Source organism: Microbacterium sp. CCNWLW134, from assembly GCF_037083565.1.
Taxonomy (GTDB): domain Bacteria; phylum Actinomycetota; class Actinomycetes; order Actinomycetales; family Microbacteriaceae; genus Microbacterium.
The window spans coordinates 65,782-87,027 of the sequence record NZ_JBAOJU010000003.1 but is presented as its reverse complement, the minus strand read 5'-3'; the positions used below and the strand labels follow the sequence as shown (position 1 = coordinate 87,027).

The 21,246-nt window shown below is 69.7% G+C and carries 23 protein-coding genes; 3 read left to right on the top strand and 20 right to left on the bottom strand.

Annotation, left to right across the window (positions count from 1 at the left end):
* Positions 1-63: 63 nt before the first annotated feature.
* From V6S02_RS16680 to V6S02_RS16645, 8 genes are all read right to left on the bottom strand, one after another.
* Positions 64-1,047, bottom strand: a complete 984-nt coding sequence (locus V6S02_RS16680) for a fumarylacetoacetate hydrolase family protein (protein WP_336401763.1) — start codon at positions 1,045-1,047, stop codon at positions 64-66.
* Entirely contained in the window at positions 1,044-2,063 is a 1,020-nt protein-coding gene (locus V6S02_RS16675) for an amidohydrolase family protein (protein WP_336401762.1), read from the bottom strand. Before V6S02_RS16675 ends, V6S02_RS16680 begins: the two co-directional genes overlap by 4 nt.
* The gene (locus V6S02_RS16670; RefSeq protein ID WP_336401761.1) at positions 2,060-3,211 is read right to left on the bottom strand and encodes an FAD-dependent monooxygenase; all 1,152 of its coding nucleotides are present in this window, start codon (positions 3,209-3,211) and stop codon (positions 2,060-2,062) included. The genes V6S02_RS16675 and V6S02_RS16670 overlap by 4 nt, the downstream gene beginning before the upstream one ends.
* A gap of 36 nt (positions 3,212-3,247) precedes the next feature.
* Positions 3,248-4,264 (bottom strand): cyclase family protein, encoded by a 1,017-nt coding sequence (locus tag V6S02_RS16665; protein WP_336401760.1) that lies wholly within the window; start codon positions 4,262-4,264, stop codon positions 3,248-3,250.
* A complete protein-coding gene (locus V6S02_RS16660) occupies positions 4,261-5,229 on the bottom strand; it encodes a fumarylacetoacetate hydrolase family protein (RefSeq protein WP_336401759.1) in 969 nt (322 codons plus the stop codon). Before V6S02_RS16660 ends, V6S02_RS16665 begins: the two co-directional genes overlap by 4 nt.
* 71 nt (positions 5,230-5,300) lie before the next feature.
* Positions 5,301-6,311, bottom strand: coding sequence for a VOC family protein (locus V6S02_RS16655; protein WP_336401758.1), 1,011 nt, complete (start codon positions 6,309-6,311; stop codon positions 5,301-5,303).
* A gap of 104 nt (positions 6,312-6,415) precedes the next feature.
* Positions 6,416-7,246 carry a hypothetical protein gene (locus V6S02_RS16650; protein ID WP_336401757.1) on the bottom strand — a complete coding sequence of 277 codons (831 nt, stop codon included), beginning with the start codon at positions 7,244-7,246 and terminating at the stop codon, positions 6,416-6,418.
* A complete protein-coding gene (locus tag V6S02_RS16645) occupies positions 7,243-8,274 on the bottom strand; it encodes a Gfo/Idh/MocA family protein (RefSeq protein WP_141936601.1) in 1,032 nt (343 codons plus the stop codon). The genes V6S02_RS16650 and V6S02_RS16645 overlap by 4 nt, the downstream gene beginning before the upstream one ends.
* A 124-nt stretch (positions 8,275-8,398) precedes the next feature.
* Between V6S02_RS16645 and V6S02_RS16640 the strand changes: the two genes are divergently transcribed.
* The 3 genes from V6S02_RS16640 to V6S02_RS16630 are packed head-to-tail and all read left to right on the top strand — an operon-like array spanning position 8,399 to position 11,104.
* Positions 8,399-9,646, top strand: a complete 1,248-nt coding sequence (locus tag V6S02_RS16640; protein WP_141936599.1) for an ROK family protein — start codon at positions 8,399-8,401, stop codon at positions 9,644-9,646.
* Positions 9,647-9,699: 53 nt separating this feature from the next.
* Positions 9,700-10,110, top strand: coding sequence for a hypothetical protein (locus V6S02_RS16635; protein ID WP_336401756.1), 411 nt, complete (start codon positions 9,700-9,702; stop codon positions 10,108-10,110).
* Complete coding sequence (locus tag V6S02_RS16630) at positions 10,100-11,104, top strand: restriction endonuclease subunit R (RefSeq protein ID WP_336401755.1); 1,005 nt, start codon at positions 10,100-10,102, stop codon at positions 11,102-11,104. The genes V6S02_RS16635 and V6S02_RS16630 overlap by 11 nt, the downstream gene beginning before the upstream one ends.
* 15 nt (positions 11,105-11,119) lie before the next feature.
* Here V6S02_RS16630 and V6S02_RS16625 read toward each other — a convergent pair whose 3' ends face one another.
* The 12 genes from V6S02_RS16625 to V6S02_RS16570 form a co-directional block, all read right to left on the bottom strand.
* Positions 11,120-11,506, bottom strand: a complete 387-nt coding sequence (locus V6S02_RS16625) for a hypothetical protein (protein ID WP_336401754.1) — start codon at positions 11,504-11,506, stop codon at positions 11,120-11,122.
* Positions 11,507-11,592: 86 nt separating this feature from the next.
* Complete coding sequence (dinB, locus tag V6S02_RS16620) at positions 11,593-12,801, bottom strand: DNA polymerase IV (RefSeq protein WP_336401753.1); 1,209 nt, start codon at positions 12,799-12,801, stop codon at positions 11,593-11,595.
* Between the two features lie 246 nt (positions 12,802-13,047).
* Positions 13,048-13,665 carry a histidine phosphatase family protein gene (locus V6S02_RS16615; RefSeq protein ID WP_336401752.1) on the bottom strand — a complete coding sequence of 206 codons (618 nt, stop codon included), beginning with the start codon at positions 13,663-13,665 and terminating at the stop codon, positions 13,048-13,050.
* Between the two features lie 23 nt (positions 13,666-13,688).
* Complete coding sequence (locus V6S02_RS16610) at positions 13,689-14,231, bottom strand: hypothetical protein (RefSeq protein WP_336401751.1); 543 nt, start codon at positions 14,229-14,231, stop codon at positions 13,689-13,691.
* A gap of 63 nt (positions 14,232-14,294) precedes the next feature.
* Positions 14,295-15,167 carry a ThuA domain-containing protein gene (locus V6S02_RS16605; protein ID WP_336401750.1) on the bottom strand — a complete coding sequence of 291 codons (873 nt, stop codon included), beginning with the start codon at positions 15,165-15,167 and terminating at the stop codon, positions 14,295-14,297.
* A 3-nt stretch (positions 15,168-15,170) separates the two neighbouring features.
* Positions 15,171-16,178, bottom strand: coding sequence for a sugar phosphate isomerase/epimerase family protein (locus V6S02_RS16600; protein ID WP_336401749.1), 1,008 nt, complete (start codon positions 16,176-16,178; stop codon positions 15,171-15,173).
* A gap of 23 nt (positions 16,179-16,201) precedes the next feature.
* Complete coding sequence (locus V6S02_RS16595) at positions 16,202-17,395, bottom strand: Gfo/Idh/MocA family protein (protein WP_336401748.1); 1,194 nt, start codon at positions 17,393-17,395, stop codon at positions 16,202-16,204.
* Positions 17,392-17,808 carry a C-glycoside deglycosidase beta subunit domain-containing protein gene (locus tag V6S02_RS16590; RefSeq protein WP_336401747.1) on the bottom strand — a complete coding sequence of 139 codons (417 nt, stop codon included), beginning with the start codon at positions 17,806-17,808 and terminating at the stop codon, positions 17,392-17,394. The genes V6S02_RS16595 and V6S02_RS16590 overlap by 4 nt, the downstream gene beginning before the upstream one ends.
* Before the next feature lie 9 nt (positions 17,809-17,817).
* A complete protein-coding gene (locus tag V6S02_RS16585) occupies positions 17,818-18,597 on the bottom strand; it encodes a nuclear transport factor 2 family protein (protein ID WP_141936583.1) in 780 nt (259 codons plus the stop codon).
* On the bottom strand, positions 18,590-19,660 hold the full coding sequence (locus V6S02_RS16580) for a sugar phosphate isomerase/epimerase family protein (protein ID WP_336401746.1): 1,071 nt from the start codon (positions 19,658-19,660) through the stop codon (positions 18,590-18,592). The genes V6S02_RS16585 and V6S02_RS16580 overlap by 8 nt, the downstream gene beginning before the upstream one ends.
* Before the next feature lie 10 nt (positions 19,661-19,670).
* Positions 19,671-20,777 carry a sugar phosphate isomerase/epimerase family protein gene (locus tag V6S02_RS16575; RefSeq protein ID WP_336401745.1) on the bottom strand — a complete coding sequence of 369 codons (1,107 nt, stop codon included), beginning with the start codon at positions 20,775-20,777 and terminating at the stop codon, positions 19,671-19,673.
* Positions 20,774-21,178, bottom strand: coding sequence for a C-glycoside deglycosidase beta subunit domain-containing protein (locus tag V6S02_RS16570; protein ID WP_336401744.1), 405 nt, complete (start codon positions 21,176-21,178; stop codon positions 20,774-20,776). Before V6S02_RS16570 ends, V6S02_RS16575 begins: the two co-directional genes overlap by 4 nt.
* Positions 21,179-21,246 lie beyond the last annotated feature (68 nt).

The following is a 21,246-nucleotide window of genomic DNA, read 5'->3' as shown; positions in this document are numbered from 1 at the left end:
GGGAACGGGCCCGGAGGACCCCGACGTCAGGTCCATTTTATGTGAGCTTCAGTCTGAAAGCAACTAAAGTGCACGATGCCGCACCCGCGGACGCGAGCGTGCGGCGGGCAGGTCGGGGGCCGGGACGTACTCCCCGACCTGGCCGCTCAGCTCACCGAGGCCCTCGACCGACATCGTCACCACGTCGCCGGGCTCCAGCGGCGGGGGTGTCAGGTCGCCGTTCCGACCCCACAGCTCGCCGAGGCATCCGCCGTTTCCGACCGTCCCCGAGCCGAGCACGTCCCCGGGTGCGACGCGGGAGTTGCGCGAGGCATAGGCGACGAGCTCGGGGAAGGGCCACCCCATGTTCGACACGAGGTCTTCGCCGATGAGCACGCCGTTGACCCGCACCTCGGCGCGGATGGCCAGGAATCCGTCGTCGTCGAGATGAGGCGCGAGCTCGTCGGCGGTGACGATCCACGGACCGAGGCTCGTGCCGAAGTCCTTGCCCTTCGCCGGCCCGAGGCGCACCTTCATCTCCCGCGCCTGAAGGTCACGGGCCGACCAGTCGTTCATGATCGTGTACCCGAAGATGTGCGCCGCCGCCTGCTCGGCGTCGAGGTTCGACCCGGTCGATCCGGCGACCTCGCCGATGACGACGGCGACTTCGAGCTCGAAGTCGAGCCGCTCGGTGACCGGCGGGCTGACCGGTTGGCCCGGTCCGAGGATCGTGTGCGGATTGGTGAAGTAGAACGTCGGCGCCTGATACCACTCGTCGGCGACGTTGCTCTTGCCCTCGACGCCCGCACTCACGCCCTCGACGTGCTCTTCGAAGGTCACGAAGTCTCGGACCGAGGCCGGCTGCAGGGGCGCCAGCAGCGTGACATCTGCGAGCGGCCGCCCGTGATCGGCGATCGTGCGACTGTCGGCGACCCGGTGGTACAGCGCCTGCGCGAGCGGCAGTCCGCCCGCCAGCACTCGGCCGACGGTCAGTCCGTCGGGGAACGGCACGACGCGATCTTCGATGATGAAGCCCTCGCCCCCACCGGTCCAGCGTGCGATCTTCATACCTTCACCCGCGTCCGCAGGAGCTCGGCGGCGTTCCCCGACAGGATCGCCCGGGTGATCTCCTCGGGAAGGTCGGCGTCCCGCACGAAGGAGACCGGGTCTTCCAGTCCCATGTCGAACGGGTAGTCGCTGCCGAGGACGACCTTCGCGCCGCCCGCGACGTCGACCAGGGCGCGGAGCGTCCGCGCGTCGTGCACCACGGTGTCGAACCACAGCCTCGACAGGTAGGTCGAGGGCAGGTGCGCGCAGCGCCGCGCGTCGGGTCGCACGCGCCAGGCATGGTCGGAGCGCCCGATCACGGTGGGAAGGTACCCACCGCCGTGCGCGGCGACGATCTTCAGATCGGGATGCCGGTCGAGCACGCCCGAGAAGATGAGGTGCGACAGCGCCACCGCGTTCTCCACCGGCTGCCCCACCGTGTTGGCGAGGTAGAACCGGTCGAGACGCTCGTCGAGACTGCACCCGAACGGGTGGAGGAAGATCACGACGCCGAGTTCGGCCGCGCGTGCCCAGAACGGCTCGAGTCGCTCATCGGAGAGCTCGACGTCGCCGGCGAACGAGGAGATCTCCACACCCGCGAGCCCCCGGCCGAGGACGGCGTCGTCGAGGCACTCGAGGATGCGCTCGGGATGCTGGAGCGGAACGACTCCCAGCCCGGTCAGCCGATCGGGGGCCTGTGCGACGTGCTCGGCGATGAGACGGTTCGCCTCCATCGCGATCCACACCGACAGCCCCTCGTTCGCCCACGGGTAGAAGTGGTTCGGCGAGGCGCTCACCCACTGCCGGTCGACGCCCTGCGCGTCCATGTCGGCCAGCCGGACCGCGACGTCGGTGAGCTTCGGAATGCGAGAGCCGACCATCGGGCCCGACACCGCCTGGCTCTCCGCGCCGTTGCGACGCAGGTCGAGTTCGGCGGCGGCGCGCACCTCGTCGGGCGCGCGGCGCTCCACCTCGGCGTGCAGCGCCGGTAGCAGAACGTGCGCGTGCACGTCGGTGACCGGGTGCTCGGCACTCATGCGGGCTGGGCCATCTGCTGGGCGATGCCGAAGATGAGGCCGCCGGCATCGGCGTCGCGGTTGCCGTCGATCTGCCACTGACCGAGCTGGACTGATGCCTCGACGACCGCCTTCGCGCGCGGCAGACGCCGCGCGTGGAAGGTGTCCCAGAGATCCTGGTCGACGGTGTTCCGCGTGGTGAGGAGCTCGGTCAGCACGAGGGCGTCCTCCAGCCCCTGGGCCGCGCCCTGCGCGATCGTCGGTGGGCAGCTGTGCGCGGCATCGCCGATGATGACGACGCGGCCGCGGTTCCACGGCCCCTCGACGAGGTGCTGGGTGAACCAGGTGTAGTTCGCGTGCGCGCCCTTCTCCAGGTCGGCGCGGATCGCGTTCCACGGTCCGCCGTAAGCGCGCGACTCCTCGATCATGATGCGGGTCGCCTCCTCGTCGGAGACGTTCTGGCGATCCTGGGCCTTCTCGACGAGGAAGGCGTACATCGAGTCCTCGCCCGTGGGGGTGTAGCCGGCGATGTAGACGGGCCCGCCATAGTAGAGCTCGCTGCGCTCCACCTCGGCCGGCCGCGACACGAAGGTGCGCCAGATGCCCATTCCCGTCGGTTCGGGCTTCTCGGTGATGCCGATCATCTCGCGGATGGTGGAGTTGAGCCCATCGGCGCCGATCAGCAGGTCGTACTCGCCGGCGGACTCGCCGTCGACGAAGACTTCGACCGCGTCGTTCGCACGGGCGTCGATCCCGGTGATCGAGCGGCCGAAGTGCACGCGGGCACCGGCCTTCTCGGCGTGCTCGAGCAGGATCCGCGCGAGGTCGGGCCGCGGCATCCCCATCGCCGCCGGATAGTCGGGACCACCGGTCTTGACGTCGGGGAGGTTCGCCACCACGGGCGCGTCGGGTCCGGGGGCGCGCAGCGTCAGACCCTCGAACGCGAAACCGGCGGCGCGGATGTCGTCCCACGCGCCGAGCGCGTCGAAGACCCGGAGCGCGTTGCCCTGCAGCGAGATCCCCGACCCCAGCGCCGTGAGCTCGGGCTTGGACTCGTACAGGTCGACCTCGACGCCGGAGGCGGCGAGCCTGATCGCCGCGGCGAGCCCGGCGACGCCGGCACCGGCGATCGCGACCTTGCCGACGGAGGTGTTGTGCTCCTGGGTCATTTCAGAACCTCCCTGTTCTGTGGGTGTGCGTGTCGCCTACAGGACGGCGACGGGGTTGACGGGCGATCCGACCGCGCCGGTGATCGGCAGGGTCGGCGCGGCGAGGAAGAAGTCGAACCGGCCGAGACGGTGGCAGGTCTCGGCGAGCTCCTCAAGGTTCCACATCTCACCGATCGAGAGTCCCATGTTGGGGATCACGACCTGGTGGAGTGGCTGGAAGGAGGGCACGTCGAACTCGTTCGGCCGCACCTCGAACCCCCACGTGTCGGTGGCGATGCCGGCGATCTCGGTGCGGTGGAGCCACCCGGCGGTGGTGAGCGAGAGCCCCGCGGCCGAGCCGCCGGCGTAGCCGTTCCACCCCTCGCGGCGCGTGCGGGCGTAGCGTCCGGTGCGGACCACGACGATGTCACCGCGCCCGACCCGGCTCGACTCGCCCTGAGCGGCGATCGTCGCTTCGAGGTCGACGGCCGAGATGGCGTATCCGTCCTCGAGCTCACCCGTGTCGGGGCGGAGGTGCGCGGCGACGTCGAGCAGGACGCCGCGGGTGACGAACGAGGTGCGGGTGTGCTCGATACCGGTGACGAGGTCGCCGTCGCTCGTGACGACGTCGCCCGCCCGGCGACCGTTCCACGCCATGCCGTGGTCGAAGATGTGGCCGAGGCCGTCCCACTGCGTCGAGCACTGCAGCGGCATCGCGATCACGTCGTCTGCGCCGCCGATGCCGTGCGGGAAGCCCTGGGTGCCCCGCTCGGCGTCGGTGCCGGTGTCGGTCATCGTGTGCACCGGGTTCGTCCGGCGCCGCCAGCCGGTCTGGGGCCCGTCGGTGTCGAAGGCCTGCGCGAGGGAGACCACGACCCCCTCGCGGACGAGGGATGCCGCGGCGACGCGTTTGTCGGCATCGATGAAGTTCAGCGTGCCGAGCACGTCATCCTCGCCCCAGCGTCCCCAGTTGCGGTACGCGGCGGCGCGTGCCGCGATCTCGCCCTCGGGGTCGGTGCGATCGAGGTCGGCCGGGTTCTCGGACGGACGTGTCGTGTCGGTGTTCACGCTCACGCGCCGACCTCCGCCACGCAGCGGACGACCTGGGTTCCCAGGCCCTCGATGGTGCCGGTCATGACATCCCCATCCCGGAGGAATCGCTTCCAGTGCTGCCCGTTGCCGGCGGGACTGCCGGTCAGGAGGAGGTCGCCCGGGAGGAGCGGAAGGGTCTGCGAGGCCGCAGAGATGAGGGTCGGCACATCGAAGACGAGCTCGGCCGTCGTCGCGTCCTGCATGACCTCGCCGTTCAGCTCGAGGCGCACGGACAGGGCGCGCGGGTCGACGAACGGGGCCGGCACCAGGTACGGGCCGGTCGGGAGGAATCCGGGCGCGTTCTTCGAGCGGTACCAATCGGCGCCGATGTCTCCCACGTCGGGCGGGAACACGCGGTCACGCGTGGTGATGTCGTTGACGATCGTGTACCCCGCGACGTGGTCGAGGGCGTCATCCGGGGTCACCCGGAATGCCTCGCGGCCGATCACCACGGCGAGCTCGAGCTCCCAGTCGTGGGTGTCGCTGTAGGAGGGGAGCTCCAGCGGCACGTCGTCACCGACGACGCACTGCGCAAGGCCCAGGAAGATGAAGGGCCGGCCGCTGGCGGCCCGGGCGTCCATGATCTTCTCGGCCTTCGCGCGCACCTCCTCGGGGCTCAGCTCCGACTCGCCGCCCTTGGTCAGCCCCGCCATGATCAGCTGCACCACGTGGGTCCGGTAGTTCGCGCCGGCCTGCAGCACCTGCCGGGGCTCCACCGGGGCGATCAGGGTGACTTCGGCGAGGGGCTGCCACGCGGCATCCGTCTGCTCCGCCAGCATCTGCAGTCGTGACCAGTCCGGGGCGGCGAGGAAGGCGTTCAGGCTCGCCGCGCCGAGCTCGCTCTCGCCGAGCGACCGGATGCGATCTGCGGCGACGAGGCCCAGACGCACGGAATCGCCCACGCGGTAGCGGGCGAGGGCGAACGGGGCGGGGGGTGGGGTCGTCATGAGTCCTCCTCGAATCCTGACGTGGTGCCCGGGGCGGCCGGTCGTCGGCCGCCCCGGGGATCGAGCACGGATCAGCCGGTCGTGGTGTACGGGTTGATGAGCGCGTCGCGGATCTCGTCGGGCACGCCCTCCTCGGTCGCGCTGGGTCCGTCGGCGGCCGGGAACGACTCGGTCATCGACATCGGCATGGCGCCGTTGCGGTACATGTTGCTCGAGCCGAGGGACGGCTTCCAGGTGTTGGGCGTCCAGTCCGGCACGTAGTTGCGGTAGCCGCCCGTGTTCAGCTCGATGCGCATCGACGAGGGCTCGCGATAGTAGAGGAACGTCTGCTCGCCGATGCCGTGGATAGAGGGGCCGTACTCGATCGGGATGTCGCGCTCCATGAGCGTGTCGGCGGCGATGAGGAGCTCTTCGTACGTGTCGACCCAGAACGCGTAGTGGTTGATGCGTCCGGGACGGGTCGAACCGTCGAGGACGACGCCGAGGTCGTGCGACTTCTCGTTGGTGGTCAGCACGCTGAACACCGAGATCGGAGCCTGGTCGAGAACGGTGCGCGCCATGATGCGGAAGCCCAGCACCTCGTTGTACCACTTCGCGAACTCGTCGACGTCGCGCGCGGCGATGGTGACGTGGTCGAGCTGGCGGGGGGCGCCGGCGATCTTGCTGCGCTTCTCGGGGCGGTCGGGATAGATCGACGCGGTGTGCCCCGGAGCCTGGTGGCGCGTGACGTTCCAGTGCAGCGTCATCGGGTGACCCTGCGGTCCGACGAAGCGGTAGGCGCGACCGATCTTGTGCGCCTCGAACCACTCGCCCTGCACACCCGCGGCCTCGATGCGCTTGACGGCCTCGTCGAGCGCCTCTTCGCTCGAAGTACGCCACGCCATGGTCTCCAGCGACGGCTCGTCGCCGGGAACGACGACGACCGAGTAGGCGTAGTAGTCGCCCCAGCAGCGGAGGTAGACCCGGCCGTCGACCCGGTCGACGACGGTGAGACCGACCTCTTCCTCGTAGAACTTCACCGACGCCTCGACGTCGGGAGTCGTGATGGCGACATAGGAGAGGTGGGAGAGGAGCTTGATCATCTTCGACCCTTTCGAAAAGCCCTGGGGGCGTGTGACTTCGGCGCCCAGATCCACTATCGGTCGATTAGCGACATAAGGGAATCCGAATATGCGGATGCCCGATATCAGACTGACTTATGCCGCGAACGGGGGTCGAGGATGCCACCGGCGGAGGCGCGATCGCGGATCAGGGCCTCGAGATCATCCGTGGGCTCGGCGCCGCCGAGGCGGCGGATCGCCTGTCGGAGGCCGTGACGCAGGGGATCCTCGAAGGGGGGAGCGAGCGTCGTCGCACCCCTCTGGTCGGTGACGGTCACCCTCTGCGTGCCGGCGTCGAGGTCGATCTCCACTTCCACGCGCACGGAGGCGAGGAGGGTCACGCGAAGCGCTCCGGCCCCCGCTCGAATCGCGGTCGCGGTGACGACGACACTCGTCGGCCGCGTGTCGCCGCCGACCCCGGTGCGCGCCGTCAGTCGTGCGATCGCCCCGTGCCGCGTCGGCGCGTGGCCCTCCAGGGTGAGGTGTGACGTCCGGCCGATGACGCCGGCCCACGCCAGCGCATCGGTCAGCGCGTCGGTCAGCTCCGCCTCGGGGGCCGAGACATCGATCTCGATGAGCGAGGCGGGCGCATCGCCGGTCCCCGGCGCGGTGAGAAGGTCCCGGACCTGCTCGGTGAGCTGCGAGGGGCGGCGGCGCCGCTCGACCATGAACGCGACGCCGCCGGCGGCCGCATGAAGCTCGTTGAGCTCGGCAGCGGAGCCACCGGCGGGGTGCAGCACGAGGATCGCGCGTGCTCCGGAGTGCAGGGCCGCCCCGGCCGCTGCGCACCAGCCGGCGCCCCCGACGACGGCGAGCGCGCCGGCGGCGGGCCCCGCCGCGACGGCATGGGCCGCGAGGGAGTCCACCGCCACGGCGACCGGCCGGGCAACGCCAGGGGAGGCCCACACCGCGATCACGAGACAGATCCGATCGCCGCGGCCGCGGCATCCGCCAGATCGATCGCGAAGCGGGCATCGGCGAGGATCTCGTCGTACTCGATCGCTTGTTCTCCGCGGGCGAGGGCGGCGAGGTTCGCCCACTGGGCGACGTACCCGTCCTCGGGGTCGGCGGCGTAGACGGTCCGGGTGCCGTCGGCGCTCCGCACCGTGACCGTCGCGCTTCCGGCGTGCACGAAGGCGGGCGGGAACGCGATGTCGAGGCGGTCGCGGTCGGTCTGCACCGTCAGCCGCCAGAGCGCGTCGGCGCCCTCGGGCAGCATGACCGCGGAGGAACGCACCGCCACCTCGCCGGCCGTCCACCCGAGCGCCACGCCGATGGGCGGGAGGAGCGTCGCGTAGACCAGCTGCGGGATGCCCCGCGCGAGATCCCGCACGAGGGGAAGGTCGTGGATCACGAGCCCGGAGACGAGGGCTCGGGCGACATGCCCTGCCACCACGGGGTCGGACAGATCGGGCCGCGGACGCGGCGTCGAAGGCGGAAGGGCGGCGTCGCTCACCGCCCGGTGGTACCGGTCGTTGGGGGGAAGAGCGAGCGTGACCGTCACGCTCCGCACCTCGCCGGACAGGGCGGTGAGGTGGTGCGTCGCCCGGCCCCACGCCGGATCGAAGAGGTGGTGCGTGCCGACGACCAGCGCGACGCGGGCCGCGCGACAGCGTTCGATCACCCGCTCGGCGTCGGCGACGGTGGTGGCCAGGGGCTTTTCGCAGAGGATGACCCGGATGCCGGCCTCGACGGCGGCGAGAACCTGGGCAGCGTGCACCTCGGGCGGGGAGCAGATCGCCACGACCTCGACGGCGGGATCGGCGAGGAGGTCGTCGATGCCCGTGGAGCTCCGCGCACCCCGGGCGGCGGCGATCTCAGCGGCACGCCCGCTGCCGCCGTCGGAGACGTGGACGAGGCGGAACTCACCGCCCAGGCGCGAAAGCGTGGGCGCATGCAGTGCCCACCCGCCCGGCCCGGCACCGATCAGGCCGACTCCCCGCATGGTGACTCCCTCGTCGTTCCTGCTCGTGCTTCTTAGGACTGAACACTACATAAGTGAAGGTACTTAAGGCATTAGTTGTCAACGAAATGGACGATGAGGGGCATCGGTTGTGTCAGAATCGAGCGTGGCAAGAGACAGCACCCTACGATTCGCGGCGCAGACCGACGAGGTCACCAGCCTGCTGCGCATCGTGAACCTCGTCCGGACCGGGGAAGCGACCACCCGCCCCGAGATCGGACGCATCACCGGACTCGGACGCGGCGTCGTCACGCAGCGTGTCGATCAGGCGATCGAGATGGGTTTCCTGGCCGACGGCGACTTCGGCCCGTCGTCGGGCGGCCGAGCCCCTCGCACCCTGCACTTCCGCGCCGACCAGGGCCGCATCATCGTCTGCGCACTCGGCGCGCTGCACATCCACGTGGGCGTCGCCGCCCTCGACGGCGACGTGCTCGCCGAGGTGCACCGGTCGTGGGAGATCTCCCGTGGCCCCGCCGACACCCTCGACGTCGTCATGAGCATGGTCGACGAGGTTCTCGAACGCACCGGCGACGCCCCGGTCTGGTCGGTCGCCGTCGGTGTGCCGGGTCCGGTCGATTTCGAGACCGGTCGCCCTGTCGCCCCGCCGATCATGCCGGGGTGGAACGGGTTCGACATCCGGCGACGTTTCGAGCAGCGCTTCGACGCGCCCATCTGGGTCGACAACGACGTGAATCTCCTCGCCCTCGGCGAGCGCGCCGAACGGCACCGCCACCACGCCGACCTCGTCTACATCAAGATCGGCACGGGGATCGGGGCGGGCCTGCTCTCGCGCGGAAGGATCCACCGCGGCGCGAACGGCTCGGCCGGCGACATCGGGCACGTGCGCGTTCCGGAATCCGACGCCCCCTGCCGGTGCGGCAAGATCGGGTGCCTCGAGGCCGTCGCCGGCGGCTGGGCGCTCGTGCGCGAGGCGCAGGCGCGCATCGAGGCGGGCGAGGCGAGCCGCCTGTCGCCCGAGGACCTCAGCGCCGAGACGATCTCCCTGGCGGCCGAGGATGGGGACGCGCTGGCCATCTCGCTCCTCCAGGCCTCGGCACGGGTGGTGGGGGGCTCCATCGCTACGCTGGTCAACGTCTTCAACCCGGGCATCATCGTGATCGGCGGGGCGGTCGCCTCGGCCGGCGAGCTCTACCTAGCCGAGGTGCGACAGCGGGTGTACGAGCTCTCCCTGCCGCTCGCCACGCGCGACCTCGAGATCGTGCAGTCAGTCAACGACCCCAACGCACCGCTTCGCGGCGGGGCCGAGCTCGCGCGCGAGCAGCTCTTCGAGGTCACTTTCGCCCGGTGGTTCGCGGACGGGCGACCCACGAGCGCTCGCATTACTTTTACCTGATTCAGACGTAAGCATGTATCTTCGAGGTCAAAGACACCACGAGGACGTGCTTCATGAGTCTGCCCATCCTGCGCGACGACGCCCTGCGCTCCACCGACGACGGCTTCAGCCTCCGAGTCTCGCTCCCCTGGATCAGGTCGCTGCCGGTGTGGAGCGCGGGCGGGTGGGAACTGTCCGTGGACGGCGATCCCGTCGCGGTGTCGGCCGTGGGGGTCGGCGATCGCCGCGTCGCCCCCTCCGCCCTCGCCTTCGAGCGCGGCTGGTGGTTCGTGCAGGATCGGCTCCGACTCGAAGGGCGACGGATGCTGGCACCCGGCGCTCATGCGGTGACGCTCGGATTCCGGCTGATCGTGCCGTACCTCGACGCGGGCGCCGACGGTCCACTCAGCCTCCCGTTCGCCTCCGCGCGCACCCTTCTCCTGGATGCGCCTGCCACGGGGACGGTGTCACGCGATGTCGCCTGACGCCGCAGCATCCGCCCTTCCGCGTCGTGTGATCGGGGCGAGCGCCTTCAACTGGACCCCCGAGGTCATCCGGGCCGAGCGCGCCGCGACCTCCATCGCCGTGGACATCGTCGCCGACCGCGTGAGCCCGGTCATCGAGATCGAACCCGGCCAGCTGTGGCGGTCGTTCCCCGTCACCCTCACCGATGAGGCCGCCCTCCTGCGTGACCGCCTCGCAGCGGCCGGGGGGCGGGTCAGCATCGTCGGCGCCAGCCTGGATGAGTGGATGTCGCCGACGCGGCGTCGCACGGAGGAGGAGCGCCTGGAGTTCCTCGCACCGCAGCTGCATGCCGCACATGCGCTCGGCGCCGTCGGTCTGCGCCTGCCGATCGGGCAGGCGGGACCGGGCCTTCTCCGGCGGCTCCAGCCCCTCCTCCATGAGCTCGACCTCGTGCTGTTCGAAGAGGCGCAGGGGTCGCAGACGCCGGACTCTCCTTCGTCGGCGGGCGCGTACGAGGTGATCGCCGAGCTGGACGATCCCCATGTGCGGCTGCTCATCGACATCAGCATGCTCATGCCCGCGGTGCCGGTGAGCTACCTCGACGAGCTCGAGCGCGGAGGTGTGCCGGGCTCGCTGATCGAGCGGGTGCGTGACGACTGGCGCGATCCGGCGACGCTGCCCGCGATCGTGGACGTCCTTCGTTCGGGCGGCGTTCCGGGGCCGGTCCACACGTTGTACATGGACATGATCGTGCGGTTCGGGCGGTCGTCGGTCGATGCCATCCGTCCGGTCCTGCCCCTGGTGGGTGGGTTCCATCTGAAGTTCTGGGATCTCGAGGATGCCGACGGCCGGGTGTGGCAGCCGGTGCGCGACCTCGGAGCCGTGCTCGCGACGACAGGGTTCGACGGGGTCCTCACCAGCGAATGGGGCGGGCACGAGTGGCTCGACACCGACCCCGCCCGCATGACGAGAGACCACATCGCCGGGGCGCGCGAGGCGCTCGGCGCGGCGTGAACGCCCGTGGTGCCATCACCCGGACGCCGGATTCGGGTCGATGAGATCGCCCAGCGCGAAGACGGTCCAGAAGACGGTGGGGACCGCGGCGATCCCACCCGCGGTCCACGAGACCCAGCGGCGGTCGCCTCGGGCGATCGCCCAGGCCGCAGCGGTCACCCCGGCCATGGACAGCACGATGGACACCGGCGTGGAATTGACGGCTGAGCCGGTCGGGCCCGGAAGCGCCAGCGGGAGGAAGAGGGCACTGGCAAGCATTCCGACCGCGACAATGCCGAGAGCGAGGGCTGTCCACGCCAGAGCGCTCGCCCGCTGCGGCGGTCGCGTCGGGTCGATGCGCCGACCCAGCGGGATGCCGACGGCGGCGCCCAGCGCGACGCCCAGCACCACGAAGACGATCATCGCCCGGCATCCCGGAACGCGCGATGGGTCTTCATGACCGCACGGTACGTGCAGACGGTCGGCCCGTGGGGGCCGATGGCTCCCACCTACTCGTGCTCGGGCAGGATCGGCGTCGACCACCCCGGATCACGCCCGAGCTGCGTGGCGCGGGCGACCGCGGCGGAGCCGAAGCGATCGCGAAGGCGGTCGAGCACATCGTCCAGAGCGCCGTCGATCTGATCGCCGCCGGTGAAGTCGAGGGGGAGCTCGGGTTGCACGCTGTCGGCGTGCTCGAGATGCGACAGCGAGAGGCCGATCAGGGTGATGCCCCGCTCGGTGATCGTCGGAAGGGCGGCGGCCAGCAGCATCCGCGCCGTGTCGGTGAGCACCGACGTGCGATCGGTGGGGAACCGCAGTGTGCGTGATCTCGTCGCCTTTGTGTAGTCGCCGAAGCGGAGGCGGAGGACGACGCTCCGGCAGACCCGGTCGCCGTCGCGGAGCCGCCGAGCCAGCCGGTCGACGATCTGGCTGAGGATGGTGTCGAGCTCGTCGGGGGTGCGGGGGCGGGTGCCGAGGGCCCGCTGCGACCCGATCGAACGGCGCCGGCGGGTCGTGTCGACCGGTCGCGGGTCGCGCAGGCGCGCGAGCGCGTGCAGGTGCGCGCCCGCTGCCCTCCCGAGGAGGCGCTCGGCCGTCGCGGCCTCGAGCTCGGCGAGCTGACCGACGGTGCGGATGCCGAGGCCGTGCAGCTTCTCCGCGGTCTTCGCGCCCACGCCCCACAGCCGCTCGACCGGCAGCGGTAGGAGGAAGGCCTCCTCCTCGCCCGGTTCGACGACGAGGAGGCCGTCGGGCTTGCTCACGGCGCTGGCGACCTTGGCGAGGAACTTCGTGCGGGCGACGCCGACCGAGATCGGGAGGCCAACCTCGGCGCGAACGCGTTCGCGCAGGCGGGCGGCGATGTCGGCGGGAGGACCGGCGATGCGTCTCAGCCCGCCGACCTCGAGGAAGGCCTCGTCGATCGAGAGCCCCTCGACGAGCGGCGTGGTGTCGCGGAAGATGTCGAACACCGCTCTGCTCGCGGCCGAGTACGCCTCCATGCGCGGGGGCACGACGATGGCATCGGGGCAGAGCTCCCGCGCCTGGCGTCCGCCCATCGCGGTGCGCACCCCGCGTGCCTTCGCCTCGTAGCTGGCGGCGAGCACGACTCCGCCCCCGACGATCACCGGTCGCCCGCGCAGGGCGGGAGCGTCGCGCTGCTCGACCGAGGCGTAGAACGCGTCGAGGTCGGCGTGCAGCACCGTCGCCGTGTCGTGCATCGACACCTCCCTCCCCGCGCGCATCGTCGCACGGGGGTGCGACATCGGCGTACAGCGCGGACTCGCAGGCTGCGTGACCGAGGTGGCGGAATTGGTCGCCTCTGGTCGGCGTGGGCGGCGATCTGTGCCACCTCGATGGCGATGGTGCGATCAAGGAGACACAGATGGTCGCATTTCAGGCTCGCCGGCGACCAGATTCGCCACCTCGATCACTCGCGTCGGCGGGGTGAAATCGCCTCGCGAGGCTCAGCGCCCGCGCACGTGGTTCCACTGCAGCACGACCGGCCGCCCGTGCTCGAAGCCGAGTTCATTGACCGCCGACGTGCCGAGCCAGAAGTAGCGCCCGCCGGCGGCGGTGAGCCCGAGCCACGTACCGGTCAGGGCGCGGATGAAGTGGGCGTGGGAGAACATCAGCACGTGCTCTCCTCGCTCGAGGCGCGGACGGATGTCATCCAGCAGCGACTGTGCGCGGGTGGTGACGGCAGCGATGCCCTCGCCGGGAGTCTCGCCCGCGGGGGCACCGTCGTCCCAGATCGACCAGGTGTGGCCAAGCTGCGCGATGATCTCGGGGGTGGTGAGCCCTTCGTACGCACCGTAGTCCCACTCGTGGAGGCGCTCATCGGGCTGGGCGTCCGGGAAACCCGCGTATCGGGCGGTGTCGACGGCTCGGCGGAGCGGGCTGGTGAGCACGAGGTCGAAGCGACGGGTGGCGAGGAGCGTGCCGGCGAGCTCGGACTTGTAGACGCCGGTCTCGGTGAGCGGGATGTCGGTGAGCCCGGTGTGGCGCCCGGTCTTGCTCCACTCGGTCTCGCCGTGTCGGACGAGGACCATCGTTCCCCGGGGTTCGGTGCTCGCGGTGCTCATCACCCCTTTATCCTGCCCTGCCCTCAGCCCTGGCCGGGAGGTCCGAGCGTTCCGCCGTCCGGCAGCTCCGGACACACCGCCGATTCGGTGAGGGCGGCGACCTCGGCGCGCACCGCGACGCCGTCGGCCGTCTGCACGACCGTGTAGACGACGCCCTCCTGCGAACCCTCAGCCGGGATGTAGCCGACGGTCACGTTGTCGAGCTCGGAGTCGTCGGGGTAGGGACCGATCCCGGTCGTGACCAGATCGGCGGTCGGATTGGCCAGCAGCCAGTTCGCTGTCTCCGCAACCGTCGCGTCGGGAACGGCCCAGTAGCCCTCGAGCTCCTCGACCGGGGTGCACGGCCACCCCGTGAAGGAGAGGAACTCGGCCACACCCGCGTCCGACCGCACGGCTCCGGGCGGGAGAGCGGCGGCATCCAGCCATGCCTCGGCCTGTGCGCGGGCGGCGGGGTCGCCGGTCACCGCGGGCGGAGTCTCCGGCGGTTCGGGCGGGCCACCGGTGCAGGCCGCCAGCACCGCTCCACAGAGTAGGACGCCGGGAAGCGCCATCGATCGAGACCGCATGGGCCCACCGTAACCCGGCGCGAGTGCGCCGGGCCGAGACGCGTGGGCGCGTGGCTGCTGGACTCAGCCCTCGCGGTTGTAGTACGGCCAGGGGAGGAAGCGGCGCTCGCCACGGCGGTCGGGGCCCGTGAGGGTGACCTCTCCCGTGGCCGCCCACTCGACGCCGCGCGGGAACATGCGGATGAACTCGATGCGCCGGAACGTGTCGATGTCGTGTCCGATCGTGATCGTGAACGACCGGCCTGCACCGTACTCGTTGATCCAGGCGATCGGCTGGTCGGTGTTCATGCCGTTGAGTGCGGCGATGCCCCCCTCGGGGATCTCGACCGGGTAGTGCGACATCGGCCACATCGGTGCCTTCTCGTACGCCTCGAGATCGTCGAAGGTCGTCAACAGCACCTGGGCACCCTCGTACAGGTCGACGCCGGTGAGGATGTCGTCGCCGGTCACGGTCCAGCGGGCGCTGATCCCCTCGGTGATCGGATGCCGCGGCTCGACCGTATCGAGCTGCGCCTCGCCCCACGGGCGGGGACGAAGACCCGTTTCGTACGCGCTGAGCTTCGCCCCGCGCATGACGTTGTACTCCTCGGGATAGCCCCAGCGGTCCTCCTGCGCGGCCGACCCGTGGAACCAGACGATGCCCTTCCCGGCATCGTGGACGAACCTCAGGATCGCGGCGTCCGTCTCCGCGCCGAACCCGACGGCTTTCTCGAAGAAGCCGTCGCGACCCTCGAAGACGACGATCAGCACGTCGTACTTGTCGATGACCTCGGCGCCGAGCCCTCGGGGATCTTCGACGACGCGCACCTTGAAGCGGCCGGTGTCTTCGAGCAGTGTCGTGATCCACTGGTTGTGCAGCCGGAAGCTGCGGTGCTCGTTGTCGTGCTCGCGGGTCATGTGACCCGAGAGGATGAGGACGTCGAGGATGTCGGTCACGTCTCAGTCGGCCTTGGTGGAGAAGGCCGCGTCGAACGCCGCGGCGGGCGGGACGATCGCATTGAGCGTGCGGACGAAGGCGAGGGCTTCGGGCGCGCCGATGAGGCGGTCCATGCCGGCGTCCTCCCACTCGACGGAGGTCGGACCGTCGTAGCCGATCGCGTTGAGCGCGCGGAACAGCGGCTCCCATGGCACGGCGCCGTGGCCGGTCGAGACGAAGGTCCAGCCGCGGCGCGGGTTCGCCCACCCCAGGTGCGAGCCGAGCACGCCGTTGCGCCCGTCCAGGTGGGTGACCGACTCCTTCACGTGCACGTGGAAGATGTGGTCGGCGAAGTCGAGGACGAACGCCACCGGGTCCAGCTGCTGCCACATGAAGTGCGACGGGTCGAAGTTCAGCCCGAAGCTCTTGCGGTGGCCGATCGCCTCGAGTGTCCGCTTGGCCGTCCAGTAGTCGTAGGCGATCTCGGACGGGTGCACCTCGAGCCCGAACCGCACGCCCTCCTCCTCGAAGACGTCGAGGATCGGGTTCCAGCGGTCGGCGAAGTCCCGGTAGCCAGCGTCGATCCACTCCTCCGAGGCGGGCGGGAACATCGCGACCGCTTTCCAGATGGATGACCCGGTGAACCCGTTCACCTGGGTGACGCCGAGCTTCGCCGCGATCCGCGCGGTGTCCTTGAGGTCCTCCGCCGCCCGCTGCCGCACGCCCTCCGGGTCACCGTCGCCCCAGACACGGTCGGACAGGATGTCGCGGTGCCGCTGATCGATCGGGTCATCGCACACCGCCTGACCGGTCAGGTGATTCGAGATCGCCCACACCGTCAGCCCGTTGCGCTCGAGGATGTCCTTCCGCGACTGCACGTACTCCGCGTCATCCCACCGCGACACATCCAGATGATCGCCCCAGCACGCGATCTCGAGACCGTCATAGCCCCACTCGCCCGCCAGGCGCGCCACCTCCTCGAACGGAAGATCCGCCCACTGACCCGTGAACAACGTGATCGGTCGTGCCATATCAGGCTCCTTCGATTGAGAGATCAGACGACCACCGGCACGTCGGCGGCGACCGGTGTCCACGCGGCGTCGTTCGCGCTCGACCGCTCGACCGCGTCGAGCACGCGCTGCACGCTGAGTCCCTCAGCGAAGGTCGGGTGCGGGTCGGTGCCCTCGGCGATCGCGGTGACGAGGTCGACCACCTGGTGGCTGAAGCCGTGCTCGTAGCCGAGCATGTGGCCTGCCGGCCACCATGCGGCCACATACGGGTGCACGGACTCGGTGACGAGGATCTGGGTGAAGCCCTGTCGCCCCTCCGGCGCGGTGCGGTCATAGAACCGCAGGCTGTTGAGGTCTTCGAGGTCGAACGCGAGCGCTCCCCGATCGCCCGAGACTTCCACGGTCAGGGCGTTCTTCCGGCCCGTCGCGAAACGCGATGCCTCGAACGAGGCCAGCGATCCGCCCGAGAGCCAGCCGGTGAAGATCGCAAGGTCGTCGACCGTCACCGTGCCCGTCCCGGCACCGGCCTCGCCGCTGAGCCCCGAGCCAGCTGCCTGCAGCGGTCGCTCCTTCACGATCGTCTCGAGGGTGCCGCTCACCCGCTCCACCGTCTGTCCTGTGACGAACTGGGTCATGTCGATGATGTGCGCGCCGATGTCACCGAGCGCGCCCGAGCCCGCGTGCTCCTTCTGCAGCCGCCAGGCCAGCGGCATCGCAGGGTCGACGAGCCAGTCCTGCCGGTAGGCCGCGCGCACCTGCTGCACGGTGCCCACCGCGCCCTCGACGATCATGTCGCGCATGAGGGTGACCGCGGGCACGCGCCGATAGGTGAACCCCACCATCGCGCGCACTCCGCGCGCAGACGCGCGCTCGGCGGCATCCGCCATCGCTTCGGCCTCGGCCACCGTATTGGCCAACGGCTTCTCGCAGAGGACGTGCTTGCCGGCCTCCAAAGCGGCGATCGCGATCTCGGCGTGCGAGTCACCGGGCGTGACGATGTCGACGATGTCGATGTCGTCCCGCGCGATGACCTCGCGCCAATTGGTCGCCCATTCCTGCCAGCCCCACTGGGCCGCGGCATCGGCCACCGCCTCGGCGTTGCGACCGACGACGACGGCCATCTCGACGGCCTCGGGCAGGGTGAAAACGCGCGGCGCCTGGCGCCAGCCGACCGAGTGCGCCGCGCCCATGAAGCCGTAGCCGATCATCGCGACGCGGAGCGGGCCGCTCCTGGTCATGCGAGCACCAGCTCCCGTTCCACAGGCACACGGTTGGTCACGTACCGGCCAGGTCCGCCGTCCACGCCCGGCATGATCTGCATGTAGAGCAGGCGCATGGTGAGCACCACCCCGACGGTGATCTTCTCGCCGGCGACCGGCGGGTCGTCGAGGCGGATGCGGACGTCGGGGCGCTCGGCGACGAACCAGAGGGTGTCCCACTGCTCGGGGAGCTCCTCGATGCGGTATTCGCGTCCCTCGAGGACGAAGCGCAGGTCTTCTGTGGGAATTTCCACACCGTTGACCGTCGCGGCGACGTCGTCGACCGCGGAGAGCCAGAGGCTCCGGTACCAGGGGATCTGCAGCGAGACGGCCAGGCCGTCGTCGGTGCGACGGACGTCGTCGTCGCGGAAGAGCGAGTCGTGCGTTGCCATGGTCGTTCCTCAGGCGTAGGTGTCGGTGAAGGTGTCATGCGGAACCGGCGGGGCCGGCTCGAGCTTCTGCACCGTCTCGGGGCTGTAGGGGTGGTTGGTCGACGGCACGGGCTCGTCGGCGGGCGGCATGAAGACGGGCTTGCCGTCGTCGCCGAAGTACATCAGGTCGAGGTCGAACGCGCCCTGGTTCTTCAGACCGAAGCTCACCCAGTTCTCCTCGAAGGGCGCGCGGGCGAGCTCGTAGCAGCGGAACTTCCAGAACTTCCACTCGCCGTCCTGCTTGAGGAAGTCGATGGCGTACTTGCACCACACCCAGTGCGCCCAGACCTTCTTGCCGAGCACCTCTTCGGGGGAGTACATGTCGGGGAAGGCCTCGGCGACCTTCGGGTCGGTCAGACCCGACTCGGTGCCGGCCATCAACCACACGCCCTTGGCGGTCTTGCCGTCGGCGGCCACTTCGATGACGGGGGTCGTCGTCGCGTGCAGGATGAGCTTGCCCTCGGGGTGGGGCCGACCGCGGTGGTAGTCGGTGACGCTCTGCCACGTGGTGTACTGACCGGCGTTGGTGTAGCGGGCCCGGATGCCCTCGGTGCCCTCCTTCACCCACAGCGGGATGATCTGCTCGTCCTCGAAGGCGTTGTGGAGGTACATGTAGCGGTTGAACAGGTTCTCGACCTGTCCGCGATCCTCGGCGCGCTGCGCAAGAGCGCGGGCGGCGACGACCTCCTCGCGGAGAGCGGCGAGCTCGGCGGCGAGCTCGCCGACCGAGACAGTGGTGGTGTCAGACATTCGCGGTCTCCCTCGACTGCTCGGCGACGGTGTCTTCAATGGCTTTGCGCATGAGCGCATGCTGCTTCTTCACGAGATCGATGGGGTCGGCCTCGCCGAGGTCCTGGAAGGCGTGTCCCTCCCACTCGCTGGAGAGATACCCCTGGTAGCCCCCCACGACGAACTGCTTCACGATGCGTGGGATGTCCATCGCCGGCTCCTCACCGTCGGCGCCGATGTCGTAGAACTTGGCGTGCACGTGGAACATCTGGGGCATGATGTCCAGCCACTCCTCCGGCGGCACGAGACCGTGCATGTTGAAGGCGAGCCTCGTGAACGGGCCGAAGGTGAGCGGGTCGACGCCCTCGCCGACCAGGTAGTCCTCGAACTTCTGGTTTCGCACGTGCATCGGGGTGGGCTCGTGCCAGATCTCGTCCATGACGGGGAAGTGCTTCTCGTCCATCCCCATGCGCGCGAGCGTGGTCAGCAGCGTCGGCGAAAGCGAGTGCATCGTCGATGAGAAGTCGGCGGTGAAGCCGAGGCGCTCGGACTGCAGCTCGTCGTACATCTCGCGCATCTGCAGCACCTGCGGGTTGTTCGGCCCCGACGGCGCGTGGATCTCGTAGCCGAGGTACTGGTCGTACTTCTCGGCGAGCGGCAGGAGACCGCGCAGCAGCTCCTTGCCGTGCGAGCGGATGACCACCCTCTTGAAGCCCAGCGTGTGCGCCGTCTTGAGCTGCCGGGCGAGGAAGTCGTGCTCCTCGTCGGGGGTCATGTCGCGGTCCTTGCGGCGCCCCATGTCGAGGTTCGTGCCGACGGCACTGGCCTCCAGTCCGTACTTCTCCAGCGAATCGAACCAGAGCTTCACGAACTCCTGATCGACGTCGGGGTACGTGCGCAGCAGCTGCGCGATGTTGAACTCCACACCCGGGCCGATGCCCTCATCGTGGACGGCCTTGATGAGCGTCTCGGGCGTGTACAGGCCCGCGGCGAACTCGCTCGTCATCGAATACAGGGTGGTGCCGAGCTTGACGCCGGTTCCGGCGATACCGTCGGTGCTGTTCTGAGCCTGTCGAAGGGTCATCGTCGTCCTCTCAGGAGCGCACGGCGTGCGCGAGGTGGGAATCGAGGATGCGGCGGGCCTCCGCGGCATCCGTGATCATTCGGGAGCCCGCTGCCTCGGCGGCCGCGCGCTGAAGGGCCTGCTCATCGCGGATGATCTCGAACGGGCTCTGCCAGTGGTTCCAGTGCCAGCCCTCGTACTCGCTCGAGATGGCACCGCTGTAGCCGTTCTCGACCAGCAGCGTGGTGAGCTCGGCGACCGGCACGGACGGCTCCTGATGGTTCTCGTCGATCCCGAAGAACTTGCCGTGCACGTGGCGGATCCACGGGAAGATCTCCAGCCAGTCGTCCACCCGTGCGGGACCGAAGAGGCCCGTGCCGTTGATGCCGAAGTCGATGCCGAGATCGGGGCGGCCGTGCTGGTGGGCGAGACCGATGAACCGGCCGAATCGCTGGCCGTGCTCGGCCTGATCGGCCGGCGGGCCCTGCTCGTAGAAGTCGTCCCAGAGCTGGACGACGGCGGCGAGCAGTTCCTCCGATGCGCCGCGACGGCGATAGGCCTCGATGAGCGACGGCGCGAACCCGCTGACCGTGGCGCCCCAGTCCATCGTGAAGCCGAGGAACGGGGAGCCGACCTTCTCGTAGCGGTCGCGGAGCGCGAGGATGCGGGGATGTGAGGCGTACTGGTCGGCGTGCACCTCGAGCGCGAGGGTCACCCCGTACTCCTCGGCGATCGGTGCGAGCGCCTCCATGGAATCGGGCGTGATCGAGATCTGCACGCGGGCGACGGGGAAGCCGAGCTTGGCAGCGGCCTGGATCTGGCGGCGCATGTACTCCAGCAGCTCGTCCTGGTTCAGAAGGCGGTCGCGGTGGATGCCGATGTCGGCGTTGACCGCGAGCGAGGTGCGGACGAGGCCGACCTCGTCGACCAGGTCTGAGAAGGATGCCGCGTAGGCGTCGTCGATCTCAGGGAATCCGCGGAAGCTTGAGAATCCGATGATCTCCAGCCCCGGGCCGTACCCCTCGGCGGCGACCTTGCGGATCAGCTGCTCGAGGTCGTACTCGCGGCCGTGGAATGCGCGGGTGAAGCTGTAGAGCGTGACGCCTTGGATCGGCGTGCCCTTTGTCGAGGCGGTCATGCCGAGACCTCCTGTCGGACGGTCATCTTCTTCGTGTCGCGCTCCTCGATGTGGAGCACCTCGTCGTCGGAGATGACGATGTACGGGATGTAGAGGACGAGCTCGACGCCGACCTCGTGCTCGCCGCTGCCGGCGACCTCGAGATCGCCGGAGAGCACGGCCGAGTCGGTCGGGAACCACCACTCGTCGGTGTTCGTCCTCAGCTCGTCGAAAGTGAACTCGGTGCCGTTCATGCGCCAGCGAACCGACTCCGCCGGAGCCTCGACGCCGTCGATGGTCAGCTTCGCACCGGCGATGCACGATCCCGGCAGCGCGCGGTACCAGGGCAGCCGCACCTCGACGGCAGCGCGGCCACCATCGGCGGTGAGCGTGCCCTGTTCGATGATCCGGTCGGGAATCACAGCGACCTCCTTGTCACGGCGGCGAGCGCCGACGACTTCTTTGTCATGTTTCCTACACTTTAATGTCT

What these genes read in the sequence shown, in the direction of transcription:
- V6S02_RS16630 (WP_336401755.1), top strand. Translation starts at nt 10,100, where the DNA reads ATGTCGCCTGACGCCGCAGCATCCGCCCTTCCGCGTCGTGTGATCGGG.
- V6S02_RS16625 (WP_336401754.1), bottom strand. Translation starts at nt 11,506, where the DNA reads ATGATCGTCTTCGTGGTGCTGGGCGTCGCGCTGGGCGCCGCCGTCGGC.
- V6S02_RS16680 (WP_336401763.1), bottom strand. Translation starts at nt 1,047, where the DNA reads ATGAAGATCGCACGCTGGACCGGTGGGGGCGAGGGCTTCATCATCGAA.
- V6S02_RS16595 (WP_336401748.1), bottom strand. Translation starts at nt 17,395, where the DNA reads ATGACCAGGAGCGGCCCGCTCCGCGTCGCGATGATCGGCTACGGCTTC.
- V6S02_RS16670 (WP_336401761.1), bottom strand. Translation starts at nt 3,211, where the DNA reads ATGACCCAGGAGCACAACACCTCCGTCGGCAAGGTCGCGATCGCCGGT.
- V6S02_RS16580 (WP_336401746.1), bottom strand. Translation starts at nt 19,660, where the DNA reads ATGACCCTTCGACAGGCTCAGAACAGCACCGACGGTATCGCCGGAACC.
- V6S02_RS16675 (WP_336401762.1), bottom strand. Translation starts at nt 2,063, where the DNA reads ATGAGTGCCGAGCACCCGGTCACCGACGTGCACGCGCACGTTCTGCTA.
- V6S02_RS16585 (WP_141936583.1), bottom strand. Translation starts at nt 18,597, where the DNA reads ATGTCTGACACCACCACTGTCTCGGTCGGCGAGCTCGCCGCCGAGCTC.
- V6S02_RS16635 (WP_336401756.1), top strand. Translation starts at nt 9,700, where the DNA reads ATGAGTCTGCCCATCCTGCGCGACGACGCCCTGCGCTCCACCGACGAC.
- V6S02_RS16655 (WP_336401758.1), bottom strand. Translation starts at nt 6,311, where the DNA reads ATGATCAAGCTCCTCTCCCACCTCTCCTATGTCGCCATCACGACTCCC.
- V6S02_RS16615 (WP_336401752.1), bottom strand. Translation starts at nt 13,665, where the DNA reads ATGAGCACCGCGAGCACCGAACCCCGGGGAACGATGGTCCTCGTCCGA.
- V6S02_RS16660 (WP_336401759.1), bottom strand. Translation starts at nt 5,229, where the DNA reads ATGACGACCCCACCCCCCGCCCCGTTCGCCCTCGCCCGCTACCGCGTG.
- V6S02_RS16600 (WP_336401749.1), bottom strand. Translation starts at nt 16,178, where the DNA reads ATGGCACGACCGATCACGTTGTTCACGGGTCAGTGGGCGGATCTTCCG.
- V6S02_RS16610 (WP_336401751.1), bottom strand. Translation starts at nt 14,231, where the DNA reads ATGCGGTCTCGATCGATGGCGCTTCCCGGCGTCCTACTCTGTGGAGCG.
- V6S02_RS16575 (WP_336401745.1), bottom strand. Translation starts at nt 20,777, where the DNA reads ATGACCGCCTCGACAAAGGGCACGCCGATCCAAGGCGTCACGCTCTAC.
- V6S02_RS16645 (WP_141936601.1), bottom strand. Translation starts at nt 8,274, where the DNA reads ATGCGGGGAGTCGGCCTGATCGGTGCCGGGCCGGGCGGGTGGGCACTG.
- dinB (WP_336401753.1), bottom strand. Translation starts at nt 12,801, where the DNA reads ATGCACGACACGGCGACGGTGCTGCACGCCGACCTCGACGCGTTCTAC.
- V6S02_RS16590 (WP_336401747.1), bottom strand. Translation starts at nt 17,808, where the DNA reads ATGGCAACGCACGACTCGCTCTTCCGCGACGACGACGTCCGTCGCACC.